The following is a 13105-nucleotide window of genomic DNA, read 5'->3' as shown; positions in this document are numbered from 1 at the left end:
CCTCTATCGCAGTCGGTTTCCGGATTCCGGATCGAACAGGTAGACGCGCTCGGGCGGCGCGGACAACGCCACCGGCCGCGACGGCTCGTAGCGCTCGTGGGCCGGTGTCTCCACCAGCACCGGCTCCTCCACGCCGGGCACCTCCACGGCGGTCCGGCCGAACTCCATCAGATGCTCGAAATAGCGTACGGTGCAGGACAATTCGCCACTCCCGGCCGATCCGGCCCCGAGCCGCGCGTCCTGTGGCCGGATCCCGGCCCGCACCCGCTGCCCGCCGGAGACCGAAGTCGCCGCCACAGGCAGTGCGGCACTGCCGATCCGGACCGCCGCCCCGGCAGCACCCTGCTCGATCACACCGTCGACGATGTTGATCTGCGGCTCCCCGACGAATCCGGCGACGAAGAGATTGGCCGGATCGTCGAATACCTCGTCGGGCGTGCCGAACTGCTGGATGATCCCGCCGTCCATCACCGCGAGCCGGTCGGCCAGGCTCAGCGCCTCCACCTGATCGTGGGTGACGACGATGGTGGTGTAGCCGAATTCGCGCTGTAGCACCTTCAATTCGCGCCGTACTCGCTGGCGCGCCGACGCGTCCAGGTGTGACAGCGGTTCGTCCAGCAGCAGCACCGGTGGGTTGCGGACCAGCGCCCGGGCCAGCGCCACGCGCTGCTTCTGCCCGCTGGACAACCCCGCCGGGCGCAGGTCGAGCAGGCCCTCCAGTTCCAGCCGCCGCGCGATCTCGGCGACCAGGCGATCGGCCCCGGCGACCTTGCGAGCCTTCAGCCCGTAGGCGAGATTCTCCCGGATCGACAGCGGCGGATACAGCGCATAACTCTCGAATCCCACACCGACACCGCGTTTTCCGGCGGGCAGATGGGTGATGGTGCGATCGCCGATGCGGATCTCGCCGCCGGTCACCGTCTCGAGCCCGGCGATCATCCGCAGCGTGGTCGTCTTCCCGCACCCGGAGGGCCCGAGCAGGGCGACCAGTTCCCCGGGTTCGATATCGAGGTCGATGCCCTTGACGGCTCGGAAGCTCTCGCGCCCACGCGCGGAATAGGTCTTGGTGAGCCGCTGCAGTGTCAACCGCTGCGCCACCGATCGGCCTGCGCCAGAGTCGCTTTCGGGAACCGCTACCGCACTGGATGTCACTGTTCCTCCTCCGATTTCGCCGCGGACGCACCGTGCGGGCGGCCGTTGCTCGCCCCAGGTCCGCCATGGCCTGCCGAGGGTTCGGCGACCCCACCGGCAGTCGTCGCGAGCCCACCCGCGGCACCGAGCCGCAGGCTGTCCCCACCGCGCTCACCGGCCGCGAAGATATGCACATCGGCGGGCGGAATCGTCAGCGTGACCTCGGCGCCTTCGCGGATGTGCGGGCCACCCGGGGACAGCGCGATCAGCGAGACCCCACCCACGTCCACCGACACCTCGACATTGCGACCCAGCCGCTCCGCCAAGGTGATTCGTCCCTGCACCGCGACGACACCGGGGCGGCCGCCGCCCGCCGCCACGGTCACATCGCACGGCCGCACACCCACTCGCGCACGGCCGCCCGCGATCTCGACCCCGGACGGCACCGCAACGCCGAATCCGGTGCCGGGCACCACGAGTCGCCCGTTGTCCACGACCGCGTCCACGAGATTCATCTCCGGCTGCCCCAGGGCCCGCGCGACGAATGTGTCGACGGGCCGCCGCCAGATCGCCTCCGGCGTATCGACCTGCACCACCCGGCCCTCCCGCAGGATGGCGATCCGGTCACCCAGCGCCAGCGCCTCCTGATAGTCGTGCGTGACATACACCGTCGTCGTATTCGACATCCGTCCGAGCTCGCGCAGCTCCGCCCGCATCGCGGCGCGCAGCTTGGCGTCCAGGTGCGACAGCGGTTCGTCGAGCAGATAGACATCCGCGGGCCGGATCAGCACCCGGCCCAGCGCCACCCGCTGCCGCTGTCCGTTGGAGAGCTCACGCGGAAAACGCTTGTGCAGGTGGTCGATTCCGAGTGTCCGTGTCACCGTGTCGACCCGCTCGCGCCGCTCCGCCTCGGAGTACCTGCCCGTGCGGCCCGACCGCAGCGGCGACGCCAGATTCTGCGCCACCGTCTGCTGCGGATACAGCGCGTAGCTCTCGAACGCCATCGCCACATTCCGGTGATACGGCTCGACATTCGTCATATCGGTACCGCCGATGCGCACCGAACCGCCGTCGACATCGATCAGTCCGGCGATCGACTTCAGCGTGGTGGTCTTGCCCGCTCCGGACGGGCCGAGGATCACGAAGAACTCGCCGTCGGCGATATCGAGCGAAATGCCGTCGATCCCTACGGTTTTGCCATAGCGCTTGGTCAGTCCGTCGAGCGTGAGGTGTGCCATCAGGATTTCACCGCCCCGAACGACAGGCCGCGCACCAGGTAGCGCTGAATCGTCAGCGCCACGATCAGCGGCGGCAGCGCCGCGATCACCGCCGCCGCGGCGGTGAGGTTGTAGTACGCCTGGCCCCCGCCGCCGAGGAATTTCGTGATCGCCACGGTGACCGTGCTGGCGTTGCTGTCGGCCAGTATGAGCGGGAACACGTAGTTGTTCCACGCGAAGATGAACGCCAGCAGCGCCGCGGCCGCTATCCCCGGCCGCACCAGCGGCAGCGCCACCATCACGAAGGCCCGCCGCCGGGTATAGCCGTCCAGCAGGGCCGCCTGCTCCAGATCCTCGGGCAGGTCCTGGAAGTAGGACCGCAGGATCCACACCACCAGCGGCATGGTCACCAGTTGCAGCACCCAGATCATGCCGACCTTGGTGTCGAACAGCCCGATCTGGTTGTAGATGACGAACAGCGGCACGATCACCATCAGCTCCGGCGCGAACCGGAACGACAGCATGGTGAACATGAGGTCGTTGGATCCGCGATACTGCCACCGCCCGGCCGCATAGGCCGCAGGTATGCCGATGGCCAGCGAAACCAGCACGGCGCCACCGCAATTGAGCAGGCTAGTCAGCAGCGCCGCCTTGAAGTCGACACTGGTCAGGTCGGTGCCGCGCTGACTGAGCACCGTCCCGAAGTTCTCCAGCGTGGGACTGAACCGGAAGTAGGTGGTCGTCTGCTGCGCGGGAGTCTTCAACGCCAGCAACACCATCCACACGATGGGGAACAGCGAGAAGACGAACCAGCCGAGCAACACCAGATCGGCACCCACCGATGCTGGGGTGAACCGCCGTTGTCCGGGAAGAAGTTCCGATGCCATGAGCTACGACTCCGCTCCAGCGGCGCGACGCTGCGCCTTGCCGAGCACGCCCACCAGGATGCGTGCGGTGATGAATACGATCGCCCACAGCAGGAACATGTAGGTGCTGCCGCGGGAGTAGTCGAGGTTGATGATCGAGTCCTCGAAGGCGCCGATCTGCAGCGTGCGGGTGGCCACGCCCGGACCGCCCGCGGTGAGCACGTACACCGCGTCGAACACCTTGAGGTTGTCCATGAAACGGAAGATGACCGCCACCAGGATGTAGGGCCACAGCATCGGCAGCATGAGCCTGCGGAACATGTAGAACCAGCTCGCCCCGTCCACCGCCGACGCCTCGAACGGCTCCTTGGGCAGCGACCGGATCCCGGCCAGCACCAGGATCGCCACGAACGGGGTGAAGATCCACAGATCCACCAGGATCACCGACCACAGGGCGTTGCTGCCCGACAGCCAGTCGAAGGTGGAGCCGAGCCCGAAAACATGGTTGAGGACGCCGAATTGGGGATTGAACATCAGTTTCCAGATCACCCCGGCGATCACCGGCGCGATCATCAGCGGCAGGATCAGCACCTTCTCGAAGATTCGCCCGATCAGGCTGGACCGGTTGAGCAGCAACGCGAGTCCGACCCCGATGACCGTCTCGATCGCCGTGGCCACGATCGCGAAGATCCCCGTGACCCGCACGCTGGTCCAGAACTCCATGTCCCCGAGCACGCTGGCATAGTTGCGCAGCCCGACGAACACCGGATTCGGGTTCACCGCAGCGTAATTCAGCACCGAGTAGTAGGCGCCGATCACGAACGGATAGAGGATGCCGACCACGATCAGCACCGCGGGCACCGACAGCAGATACGGTCGCATCGAGCGCCGCCAGCGCGGAACCTCCGCGGCGCCGGGTGGTTTCGGCGGTATCTCGGGGGCCGCGGCCGACGGCGGACGAACCGATTGAGTGGTCATCTCGACTCCCTTTCCTCGACCCGCGGCGGGTCAGAGATTGACCTTCGACGAACAGGTCTTGGCCAGGCTGGCCAGCCGCGATCGGGCGTCCGCGCCGCCGTAGATGTCCTGCAGTGCCACGGCCCAGTCCTCGGTGGTGTCGAAGAACTTCTTCTGCGGGGTGAACTGGATCTTCGAGCTGGCGATCACGGTCTCGAAGGCCTCCAGATAGCCGGGCATCTCGCCCAGCTGCTGCTTGAACACCCCGTCGAAGACCGACTTGCGCACCGGATCGGCGAAGATACCGCCCCGCACGGCCTTGGCCAGCGCCTCCTTGCCGGTGACCCACTGGATGAACAGCCACGACGCCAGCTTGTGCTTCGACATCGAGTTCATCGCCAGCGACCACGTCCACAGGTTCGTGTCGTAGTTGCCGCCCGGTCCGGCCGGTCCCGGATACCAGGCGATATTCCCGGCCTGCGCGCTGGCGCCGCGCTTGTTCTTCGGATAGGTCGCGCTGTCGGCGTCGTAGACCATCATCGCCTTGCCGTCGCCGAGATCGCCTGTGGCATTGGGATAGTCGTAGGTGGTCCACGAGGTCGGCCCGGCGAGGCGCTGCATCTCGATCCACTTCTCGGTGAAGGCGACCGCCGCGTCGGAATCCATGGCTGCCCGTAGTTCTCCGCCGGAGAACTCGTAGTCCGCGGCGCCCTCCCGCACGAACTGCGTCATGAATCCCGGATGGATGGTCGCCCACGACTTGGACCCGCGGGTGGCGATGCCGTAGCGGTTCTGGGAGCGATCGGTGAGGTCGACGGCGAGCTGGATGAAGTTGTCGAAGGTGTCCGGCAGCGTGATCTTCCGCTGGTCGAAGTACGCCTTGTTGTAGGCGACCACGTTGTTCTCGAAGCCCCACGGAATGGCCCACTGACCGCCGGTCCCCAGCGGCGAGCCGAGGGAGAAGTCCCAGCGGGTGGAGGTGCGCAGGCCCTCGTAGATGTCCTCGAAGTCGTAGTCGTCGTGGGTGGCCGACGAATTCGCCAGCCACGGCGCCAGATCCTCCACCCAGCCCGGCGGGCCGTACTGCCAGACGAAGTACGCGCCGAGCATGAACACATCGTGTTTGCCTGTGCCCCCGGCCAATTCGGTGTTCAGTTTGGTGAAGTAGTCGGCCTCGGGCACCAGGTCGGTATTGACGGTGATGCCGGTCAGCTGCGTGAACTCGGCCAGCAGCGGCTGTAGCGACTGCTGGTAGGGGTGCGGGGTCTGCAGCACGTTCAGCGTCGTGCCCTGTGCCGCGCGCCAGTCGAAGGGCCCGCTGACCTCCGCCGCGCCGTTGGTGGCCTGGACGCCGCCGCCGACCCCGCAAGCCGAGACGACCGGCAGGGCGGCGGCCGCGGCACCGGCAATGCCCATGGCGCGCAGCATGTTCCGGCGCGACATCTGCGGGCCGCAAATCTTTCTGTCCCTCATCGAACTTCCTCGGATCGCCTATCCCCTGGTTCTCGGCGGATGTCCCCTCATCAGACCTCCGCCGTCCCTCGTCATGTCCGGAGGGACCTACGGAATCAGCGACACCTTGACCGACTCCGTCCCGCTCGCCACCAGATCCAATCCCTTCTGAAAGTCGCTGAGCGGCAACTGATGCGTGCAGATCCTGTCCATCGGCAGCACGCCGGATTCGAGCATCCGGATGGCCGCGGGCCAGCAGTGCGGACCGAGATGCGCACCGCGCACGTCGAGTTCCTTGTCGTCGCTGATGATGCTCCAGTCGACGGTCACATCGCTGCCGAAGACGCCGTACTCGACGTAGGTTCCCAACTTGCGCAACAGATTCAGGCCCTGCGGCACCGCCGAGGGATGTCCGGTGCCCTCCAGGTACACATCGGCGCCGTAGCCGCCGGTGAGATCCTTGACGATCGCCTCCGCGTCCTCGGTGCGGATGTCGATCACGATGTCGGCGCCGCATTCCCGCGCCAGCTCGAGCTTCTCCGGGGCCATGTCCAGCGCGACCACGTGGGCCGGATTCTTCGCCCGCGCCCCGGCGACCATGCCCAGACCGATCGGGCCGCAGCCCGCCACCACCACGACATCGTCGAAGGTGATCCCCGCGCGCTCCACCGCGTGCAGCGAGCACGACAGCGGCTCGGTGAACGCGGCGTGCGCGGGCGGCAGACTCTTCGACACCTTGTGCACCAGCGCCTCGACCGGATACACCATGTACTTCGCCATCGCCCCGGGGGTGCGGCGCTTGAAGCCGTAGATCGCGTGCGGCGCGCACATGTGGTACTGGCCGCGCAGGCAGTAGCGGCATTCCCAGCACGGCACGATCTGCTCGGACACCACCCGGTCGCCGACCTCGAGGCCCCGCCGCGCGGCCGCCTCCTCGTCGAGTTGCACTATCTCGCCGACGAATTCGTGCCCGGGGATGACCCCCGTCTCGGCGTAGGCGGGGCGGCTCTCGTCGCCCCAGAACTTGGTCGCGCCGTGGTAGCACTTCAGATCGCTCGCGCAGATGCCGACCGCCTCGACGCGAACCAGCGCCTCGCCCGGACCGGGAACCGGGACGGGCACCTCCTCCAGCCGGTAGTCGCCGGGTCCGTGGCAGATCACCGCCTGCATCTTCTCCGTCATCGCACTGCCCTTCATCGTGTGTCGGCAATCACACTAACTCACCTCGTTTACATTTGTCCAGAACGAATGTTCACCGCACCTATGGCGTGAACATTTGTTCAATGGAATACTGCAGGCTATGCAGAGCCCCGACACTCCGGCGCAAACGCCCGCCGAGAGCGGCACTTTCGCGCCGTCGCAGCTCTACGCGGCCGCGAAGATGTACTACGAGGAGGACGCCACCCAGGCCCAGGTCGCCGCGAAGCTGCGGGTCAGCCGGGCGACCGTGAGCCGGCTGCTGTCGCAGGCACGCCGCCAGGGCATCGTGCGCATCGAGGTCCGCGCACCGCACGAGGGCGACGAGGCCGATCTGGCGGGCACCGTCGCCGAAGCCGTTGGGCTGCAACGGGTCTACCTGTCGGCACCGCTGCCCGCACCCACCCCGGCCAAGCCGACGGTCGAGGTCATGGGCAGTTACCTGGCGCCGGCGGTGTCGCGCGCGCTGACCGAGGTCGGCCTGGTGCCGGGCGATGTGCTGCTGGTGTCGTCGGGCCGCACCGTGTACGAGGTGGCGCAGTTCGATCTCGAACGCATTCCGGGCGTGCTCGTGGTCCCCACCGTCGGTGGCAACGATCAGCCGGAGGGCTGGTATCAGACCAACGAGATCACGCGGCTGATCTCCACCAAGCTCGGCGGCCGCCCCAATTACCTGTTCGCCCCGGCGCTTCCGGGCCCCGACCTCTACGACACCCTGCACGCCGATCCGTCCATCCAGCGGGTGCTGGATCTGTGGCCCCGGGCCCGCTGCGCCCTGATGGGTGTCGGCGCTCCCCCGCTGCTGCGCGACGATATCCCGCAGTTCGTGCCCACCACCGCCGCCTCGCTGCGGGCCGCCGTGGGCGATGTCTGCTCGCGGTTCTACGACCGCGCGGGCGAGCCCGTGGATTTTCCGGGCGGCGAGCGCCTGATCGCGGTGGATCTGCCGGTGCTGCAACAGATCCCGGTGGGTATCGCGGTGGCCGTCGGCAGCGAGAAGGTCGCGCCGATCCTGGCCGGGGCCCGGGCCGGATACTTCAACCGGCTCGTCACCGATCCCGCGACCGCACGAGAACTTCTGGAGAGCAAGTGAATTCCATCCGACTCGACGGCAAGCGGGTCCTGATCACCGGCGCCTCCCGGGGAATCGGGGCCGACCTCGCGGAGACGTTCGCCGGTGCGGGCGCCAGTCTGGTGCTGTCCGGACGGGACGCGGGTGCGCTGACGCAACAGGCCCGAAAATTGGAGCGGCAGTACGGTATTCGCGCGGCCGCCGTGGCCGCGGATCTGTCCGAGCCGGAGGCGCCCGCGCGTTTGGCGGCCGACGCCGCCGCGGCCTTCGGCGGGCTGGACGCGCTGATCAACAATGCCGGGATCTCCCACCCGGAGCCGGTCTCCGGCCTGACCGCGCCCGCCTTCGACGAAGTGCTCGCGGTCAACCTGCGCGCCCCCGCGCTGCTGGCCGCCGAGGTCGGCTCCGCCATGGCCGAGGCCGGGGGCGGGTCGATCGTCACCGTCGCCTCGGCCGCCGCCCTGCGCGCCCTGCCCGAGCACTACGCCTACTGCACCTCGAAGGCGGGGCTCGTGATGGCCACGAAGGTCCTCGCGCTGGAACTGGGCCCGCGCGGCGTCCGCGCCAACTCGATCTGCCCGACCGTCGTCCTGACCGACATGGGCCGCAAGGTCTGGGGCGAGGAAGCCAAGTCGGCCCCCATGCTCGCCCGAATCCCCCTGGGCCGCTTCGCCGTCCCCGCCGAGGTCTCCGCCACCGCCCTCTTCCTCGCCTCCGACCTCTCCTCCATGATCACCGGCACCGAGATCCCGATAGACGGCGGCTACGGAGTAAGCTGACCGCGCGGAACTAGCCGAGTTCCACCAGGCGGTGGACTTGGTCGCGGGTTGCCGGGTACAGCTCGAGCCAGGTCTTGTACAGGTTGTCGTACAGTTCGCGGTTGCCGGGGTCGGGCGGGACCTCGCGGGCGATGCGGGCCCAATCCGTTTCGGGGGCAACGAGTTCCACACCGATCGCGGCCAGGAGGGCGTCGCCGTAGCTGGCGCCGATGGCCTGCTCGGGCACCAGCTGGGTCAGGCCGGTGATATCGCTGAGGGCCTGCGTCCACACGGGACTGCGGAGACCGCCGCCGACGCCGACCGCGCGGGTCACCGGCGAGTCGGCGTCGTCGAACATCTCCAGGATCTGGCGGATGCCGAACGAAATCCCCTCGTACGACGCCCGGAACAGATGTCCGCGACCGTGCCGCAGGGTCAGCCCGGCGACCACGCCGCGCGCGTCGGGATCGAAGACCGGCGTGCGCTCGCCCGCGAGGTACGGCAGCACCACCAGCCCCTCGGATCCGGGCGGCACCGCCGCGGCCTCGGCCATCAGCTCGCCGAAAGGCGCTCCGCCGGTGACCTTCTGGAGCCACTGGGTCAGGCTGCCCGCGGTCGAGGTGCCCGCCGCCAGCGCGAAGGTGCCCGCCTCGACGCCCGTCGTCGTCCACAGCGCCGGGTTGGTGTGGAACTTCTCCAGCACCTGCACCAGGAACATCGTCGAGCCGTACATGAGCATGAGATCGCCGGGCTGCCGCACGCCCACGCTGAATGCCTCGGAGTAGGCGTCGACGGTACCCGCGGCGACCGGCGTACCGGCCGGAATCCCGGTCTGCGCCGCCGCTTCCGCGTGCATTGTGCCGACCACCTCCGACGGCCACGCCAGCCGCGGCAGCGGCAGCCCGCCCAGGATGCGCTCGGCCCAGTCCGCATTCCAGTCGAACTCGCGGATCGCGTACAGCGGATCGCACTGGCTCGCCGTGTGATGGTCCTGTACGTATTCGCCGGTCAGCTTGGCCACGACGAAGGAGTTCGAGCCGTACCAGCGCCGCGCCCGCGCGAACACCTCGGGTTCGTGGTTGCGGACCCATTCGACCTTGGGCCCCACCGCCTGGCTGGACAGCGACTTGCCCGCCCGCCGCAGAATCTCGTCGGGCCCGAACAGCTCGGTGAGCGCGGCGATCTCGGCCGTGGCGCGCGAGTCGATGCCGTACAGGATGGCCGGGCGCACCGGGTCGAGGTTGTCGTCGCACAGCACCAGGCACGGGCCCACACCGCTGACGCACATGCCCGCGATCCGCGCTCCCGGCGGCGCGGCCGCGACCAGCGCCCGGCTGATCTCGCACACCTCGCTCCACCACATCCCGACCGGATCGACCTCGGCCCAGCCCGGCCGCGGCAGCGATATCTCGTGCGAGACCTGATGTTCGGCGACCACGACGCCGTCCGGCCGAACCAGAACCCCCTTGCTACTCCCCGTCCCGAGATCAATTCCAACCAGCACATCCACGTGCGTCAGCGTATGCCGTCGGCCCCGTCCCGCGGGCCGGTCCGCGACAATCCGGCCGCGACCGCCGGTCAGCCGATGGCCTCGGGCATCGGCACCGTGCGGTAGGCGCAGGCGAGGGTGTCGCCGGTGGCCGGATCGGTCATCTCGACCCGCCACGAGTCGCCGAACTGGTCGACTCCGGGCAGCATCGAGATCGTCCCCGAGATCAGGACCGTGCCCGGCTTGTCCTCGCCGCGCCGGGCCAGCACGTCCAGCCAATAGGCCGGGGCGAGCAGGTCGCCGAGGGTGCCCTCCTGGATGAGCCGGACCGAATCACCGTGTCCCACCCAGGCTTTCAGCGTGATGTCGTCGAGGCGGTCGGCGATCTCGGACAGCCGCCAGGCGCGGGTCCCGAGCACGTCGGGCGCGGCGTTCTTGCTCCAGGCGACCCCGTGCACCTCCAGCGCGCGGTCGGTGTGGTCGCACGCGACGGTGAGCAGCACCTCGTGGGCCGTGATGACCAGCGCCCACTCGGCCTCGCCCGAGGTGCGGCCGTGCTGCACGAACACCTCGTCGGTCTGCTGCGCCAGGTACGGCGAGACCGGATAGAGGGCGGGCGTGGCGCTCGGGGCGGGCACACCCAGCTCCGCCAGTTCCGCGATGTGCGCGGCGACCTCGGCCTGATCGCGACCGGCATACCCCGCGTTGAGGACGGCGGTGACGTCCACGGTCTCGGTCGTGCCGTCCGGCAGGGCGAAACTGAGCTGGGGCATCCGGAGTCCTCCTGTCGCTGGTGCGGCCCCGGAAATCAACTGTTTACGGCCGGGGGCTTGCGCATATGTCTTGTATACAGCAAGTATATGTGTCGTACAACAGTCGGCGTGATCGGGAGCACACCCCGCCCCGCGTCGGTGCTGTTCGATTTCGCAAGGAGCACCATGTCGGTTCATACTTCGGTCATCACCGAGCCGAACACCTCGCCCGTCCGCCGCAAGGCGCTGCTCAGGGCCTTCTCCGCGAGCCTCACCGGCACCGCGCTGGAGTGGTACGACTTCGCCGTCTACTCCACGGCGGCGGCGCTGGTGTTCCCGCAGGTCTTCTTCCCCGGCGAGGATCCGCTGACCGGGACGATCCTGGCGTTCTCCACCTACGCCGTCGGCTACGTCTCCCGGCCGGTGGGCGGCTTCGTCTTCGGCCGCCTCGGCGACATCCTCGGGCGCAAGCAGTTGCTGATCATGACGCTGCTGCTGATCGGCGCGACGACCTTCGCGATCGGCCTGATTCCCAGCCACGCGACGATCGGGATCGCGGCGCCGATCATCCTGGTCACGCTGCGCTTCGCCCAGGGCGTCGCGGTCGGCGGCGAATGGGGCGGGGCCGTCCTGCTGTCGAGCGAATACGGCGATCCGCGCCGCCGCGGATTCTGGGCCTCCGCCGCGCAGATCGGCCCACCGGCGGGCAACCTGCTCGCCAACGGCGCGCTCGCGCTGCTGACCGTGGCGATGAGCGAGGCGGCGTTCGAGGCCTGGGGGTGGCGGATCGCGTTCCTGGCCTCCGCGGTGCTGGTGGCATTCGGCCTCTGGATCCGGCTGCGGCTGGAGGACACGCCGATCTTCCAGGCCCTGCAGCAGTCCGGCGACCGGCCGGAGGCCCCGATCAGCGAGGTCGTGCGCACGCAGACGCGGCAGTTGGTCGCGGCCGTGCTCGCGCGGCTGGCACCCGACGTCGTGTACGCGCTGTTCACCGTCTTCACCATCACCTACGGCACCAACCGGCTCGATTTCGAGCGCAGCGATGTGCTGATCGCGGTCCTGATCGCCTCGGCGTTCCAGCTGGTCACGATCCCGCTGGCGGGAGCGATCTCCGACCGTGTCAATCGCCGCCTGGTCTACGCCGTCGCGGCGGCCGGGGCGCTGGCGTGGACGCTCGTGTTCTTCCCGATGATCGGCGCGAGCTCGCACCTGATGCTCATTCTCGGCATCACCGTCGGGCTGAGTTTCCATTCGTTCATGTACGGCCCGCAGGCCGCGTTCATCACCGAGCAGTTCCCGGTCCGGCTGCGCTCCACCGGCTGCTCACTGGCCTACACCATCGGCGGGGTGTTCGGCGGAGCGCTGGCGCCGCTGATCTTCACCACGCTGCTCAGCCGATTCGACAGCTGGGTGCCGCTGACCGGATATCTGCTCGTCGTCACCGCGCTGACGCTGGGCGGGCTGGCGCTGGGCTCCGATCCGGACAACGCAGAGGACGAGCACTACGCCGAGCTGTCCCAGAACCTCACGCGCGCAACAGAATCTGCAGTGTGATCTCGAGATGCTCGTCGATCTTCGCGTGCGCCAGGGGTTCGTCGCCGGCGGCCAGGGCGTCGACGATCTCCTGATGCTCGCAGCACACCCGCTGCTGCCGGTTCGCGGTGGCGAACAGCGCCGCCAGACCGACCCGCAGCTGCCGCGCGCGCAGGCCCGCGTAGGTGCTCGACAGCAGTTCGCTGCCCGCGGAGTCGACGAGGATCTGGTGGAATCTCGAGTCCCACGCGATGAATTCGCGCGCCGAGCCCTCGTCGTCGGCGTCGGCGAGGGACTCCTGTTCGGTCAGCGCCGCGCGCATCGCGGCGATCGGCGCGTGGCCCCCGGCCAGCGCGCGGCTGGCGGCGTGGCGCTCCAGCACACCGCGCAGGTCCATCAGCTCGGCGATCTGGCGGCCGGACATGGCCGGAACATGCGCGCCGCGCTTGGGCACCATCTCGACCAGGCCCTCGGCCTGCAGCATCAGCAGCGCCTCGCGCACCGGCGTGCGCGAGACACCGATGCTGGTGGCGAGCTCCTGCTCGTTCAGGAAGGTGCCGGTGGCGGGCAGCGACGTCAGCACCTGGTCCTTGACGTAGTTGTACGCCTTCTCCCGCCCCGACAGCACCGGCACGGAGTCGTTTTTCCGCATACAGAATGTATACACCAGGAGGGAGCGAA

Annotated in this window: 12 protein-coding genes; 3 read left to right on the top strand and 9 right to left on the bottom strand. The window is 68.6% G+C overall.

Annotation, left to right across the window (positions count from 1 at the left end):
- Nucleotides 1-3: 3 nt before the first annotated feature.
- From QH290_RS29365 to eltD, 6 genes are all read right to left on the bottom strand, one after another.
- Nucleotides 4-1152 carry an ABC transporter ATP-binding protein gene (locus tag QH290_RS29365; RefSeq protein ID WP_280267134.1) on the bottom strand — a complete coding sequence of 383 codons (1149 nt, stop codon included), beginning with the start codon at nucleotides 1150-1152 and terminating at the stop codon, nucleotides 4-6.
- Nucleotides 1149-2369, bottom strand: a complete 1221-nt coding sequence (locus QH290_RS29360) for an ABC transporter ATP-binding protein (RefSeq protein WP_280267133.1) — start codon at nucleotides 2367-2369, stop codon at nucleotides 1149-1151. The genes QH290_RS29365 and QH290_RS29360 overlap by 4 nt, the downstream gene beginning before the upstream one ends.
- The gene (locus QH290_RS29355) at nucleotides 2369-3235 is read right to left on the bottom strand and encodes a carbohydrate ABC transporter permease (RefSeq protein WP_068018930.1); all 867 of its coding nucleotides are present in this window, start codon (nucleotides 3233-3235) and stop codon (nucleotides 2369-2371) included. The genes QH290_RS29360 and QH290_RS29355 overlap by 1 nt, the downstream gene beginning before the upstream one ends.
- Nucleotides 3236-3238: 3 nt before the next feature.
- The gene (locus QH290_RS29350) at nucleotides 3239-4192 is read right to left on the bottom strand and encodes a carbohydrate ABC transporter permease (RefSeq protein ID WP_280267132.1); all 954 of its coding nucleotides are present in this window, start codon (nucleotides 4190-4192) and stop codon (nucleotides 3239-3241) included.
- 30 nt (nucleotides 4193-4222) lie between these two features.
- Nucleotides 4223-5644: an ABC transporter substrate-binding protein gene (locus QH290_RS29345; protein ID WP_280267131.1), complete on the bottom strand. Its 1422-nt coding sequence runs from the start codon at nucleotides 5642-5644 to the stop codon at nucleotides 4223-4225.
- Nucleotides 5645-5731: 87 nt separating this feature from the next.
- Nucleotides 5732-6805 (bottom strand): erythritol/L-threitol dehyrogenase, encoded by a 1074-nt coding sequence (gene eltD, locus QH290_RS29340; RefSeq protein WP_425303663.1) that lies wholly within the window; start codon nucleotides 6803-6805, stop codon nucleotides 5732-5734.
- A gap of 118 nt (nucleotides 6806-6923) precedes the next feature.
- On the opposite strand from eltD, the gene QH290_RS29335 reads away from it, so the two are divergent.
- Nucleotides 6924-7913 (top strand): sugar-binding transcriptional regulator, encoded by a 990-nt coding sequence (locus QH290_RS29335; protein ID WP_280267129.1) that lies wholly within the window; start codon nucleotides 6924-6926, stop codon nucleotides 7911-7913.
- Nucleotides 7910-8671 (top strand): SDR family NAD(P)-dependent oxidoreductase, encoded by a 762-nt coding sequence (locus tag QH290_RS29330; protein ID WP_280386409.1) that lies wholly within the window; start codon nucleotides 7910-7912, stop codon nucleotides 8669-8671. The genes QH290_RS29335 and QH290_RS29330 overlap by 4 nt, the downstream gene beginning before the upstream one ends.
- Before the next feature lie 10 nt (nucleotides 8672-8681).
- Here the strand turns inward: QH290_RS29330 and QH290_RS29325 are convergent, their stop codons facing one another.
- Both QH290_RS29325 and QH290_RS29320 read right to left on the bottom strand, forming a co-directional pair.
- Nucleotides 8682-10160: an FGGY-family carbohydrate kinase gene (locus QH290_RS29325; protein ID WP_280386406.1), complete on the bottom strand. Its 1479-nt coding sequence runs from the start codon at nucleotides 10158-10160 to the stop codon at nucleotides 8682-8684.
- Nucleotides 10161-10228: 68 nt separating this feature from the next.
- On the bottom strand, nucleotides 10229-10912 hold the full coding sequence (locus QH290_RS29320) for a DUF2848 domain-containing protein (RefSeq protein WP_280267126.1): 684 nt from the start codon (nucleotides 10910-10912) through the stop codon (nucleotides 10229-10231).
- A 165-nt stretch (nucleotides 10913-11077) separates the two neighbouring features.
- Here QH290_RS29320 and QH290_RS29315 point away from each other — a divergent pair, with 165 nt between their 5' ends.
- Nucleotides 11078-12445, top strand: a complete 1368-nt coding sequence (locus tag QH290_RS29315; protein ID WP_280386405.1) for an MFS transporter — start codon at nucleotides 11078-11080, stop codon at nucleotides 12443-12445.
- Here QH290_RS29315 and QH290_RS29310 read toward each other — a convergent pair.
- On the bottom strand, nucleotides 12417-13076 hold the full coding sequence (locus tag QH290_RS29310; protein ID WP_280267124.1) for a GntR family transcriptional regulator: 660 nt from the start codon (nucleotides 13074-13076) through the stop codon (nucleotides 12417-12419). The two genes, QH290_RS29315 and QH290_RS29310, sit on opposite strands and share 29 nt — an antisense overlap.
- Between the last annotated feature and the right edge of the window lie 29 nt (nucleotides 13077-13105).

Origin of the sequence: Nocardia wallacei (assembly GCF_029869545.1) — a bacterium.
In the GTDB taxonomy this organism is placed as follows: domain Bacteria; phylum Actinomycetota; class Actinomycetes; order Mycobacteriales; family Mycobacteriaceae; genus Nocardia; species Nocardia wallacei_A.
Note: the sequence above shows the minus strand (reverse complement) of the source record. Positions and strands in the feature narration are given on the sequence as shown.

Bases quoted from the DNA above. Each gene is read 5' to 3' on its own strand.
- QH290_RS29345 (WP_280267131.1), bottom strand. From the start codon at position 5,644: ATGAGGGACAGAAAGATTTGCGGCCCGCAGATGTCGCGCCGGAACATG.
- QH290_RS29360 (WP_280267133.1), bottom strand. From the start codon at position 2,369: ATGGCACACCTCACGCTCGACGGACTGACCAAGCGCTATGGCAAAACC.
- QH290_RS29310 (WP_280267124.1), bottom strand. From the start codon at position 13,076: ATGCGGAAAAACGACTCCGTGCCGGTGCTGTCGGGGCGGGAGAAGGCG.
- QH290_RS29315 (WP_280386405.1), top strand. From the start codon at position 11,078: ATGTCGGTTCATACTTCGGTCATCACCGAGCCGAACACCTCGCCCGTC.
- QH290_RS29355 (WP_068018930.1), bottom strand. From the start codon at position 3,235: ATGGCATCGGAACTTCTTCCCGGACAACGGCGGTTCACCCCAGCATCG.
- QH290_RS29350 (WP_280267132.1), bottom strand. From the start codon at position 4,192: ATGACCACTCAATCGGTTCGTCCGCCGTCGGCCGCGGCCCCCGAGATA.
- QH290_RS29320 (WP_280267126.1), bottom strand. From the start codon at position 10,912: ATGCCCCAGCTCAGTTTCGCCCTGCCGGACGGCACGACCGAGACCGTG.
- QH290_RS29335 (WP_280267129.1), top strand. From the start codon at position 6,924: ATGCAGAGCCCCGACACTCCGGCGCAAACGCCCGCCGAGAGCGGCACT.
- eltD (WP_425303663.1), bottom strand. From the start codon at position 6,805: ATGACGGAGAAGATGCAGGCGGTGATCTGCCACGGACCCGGCGACTAC.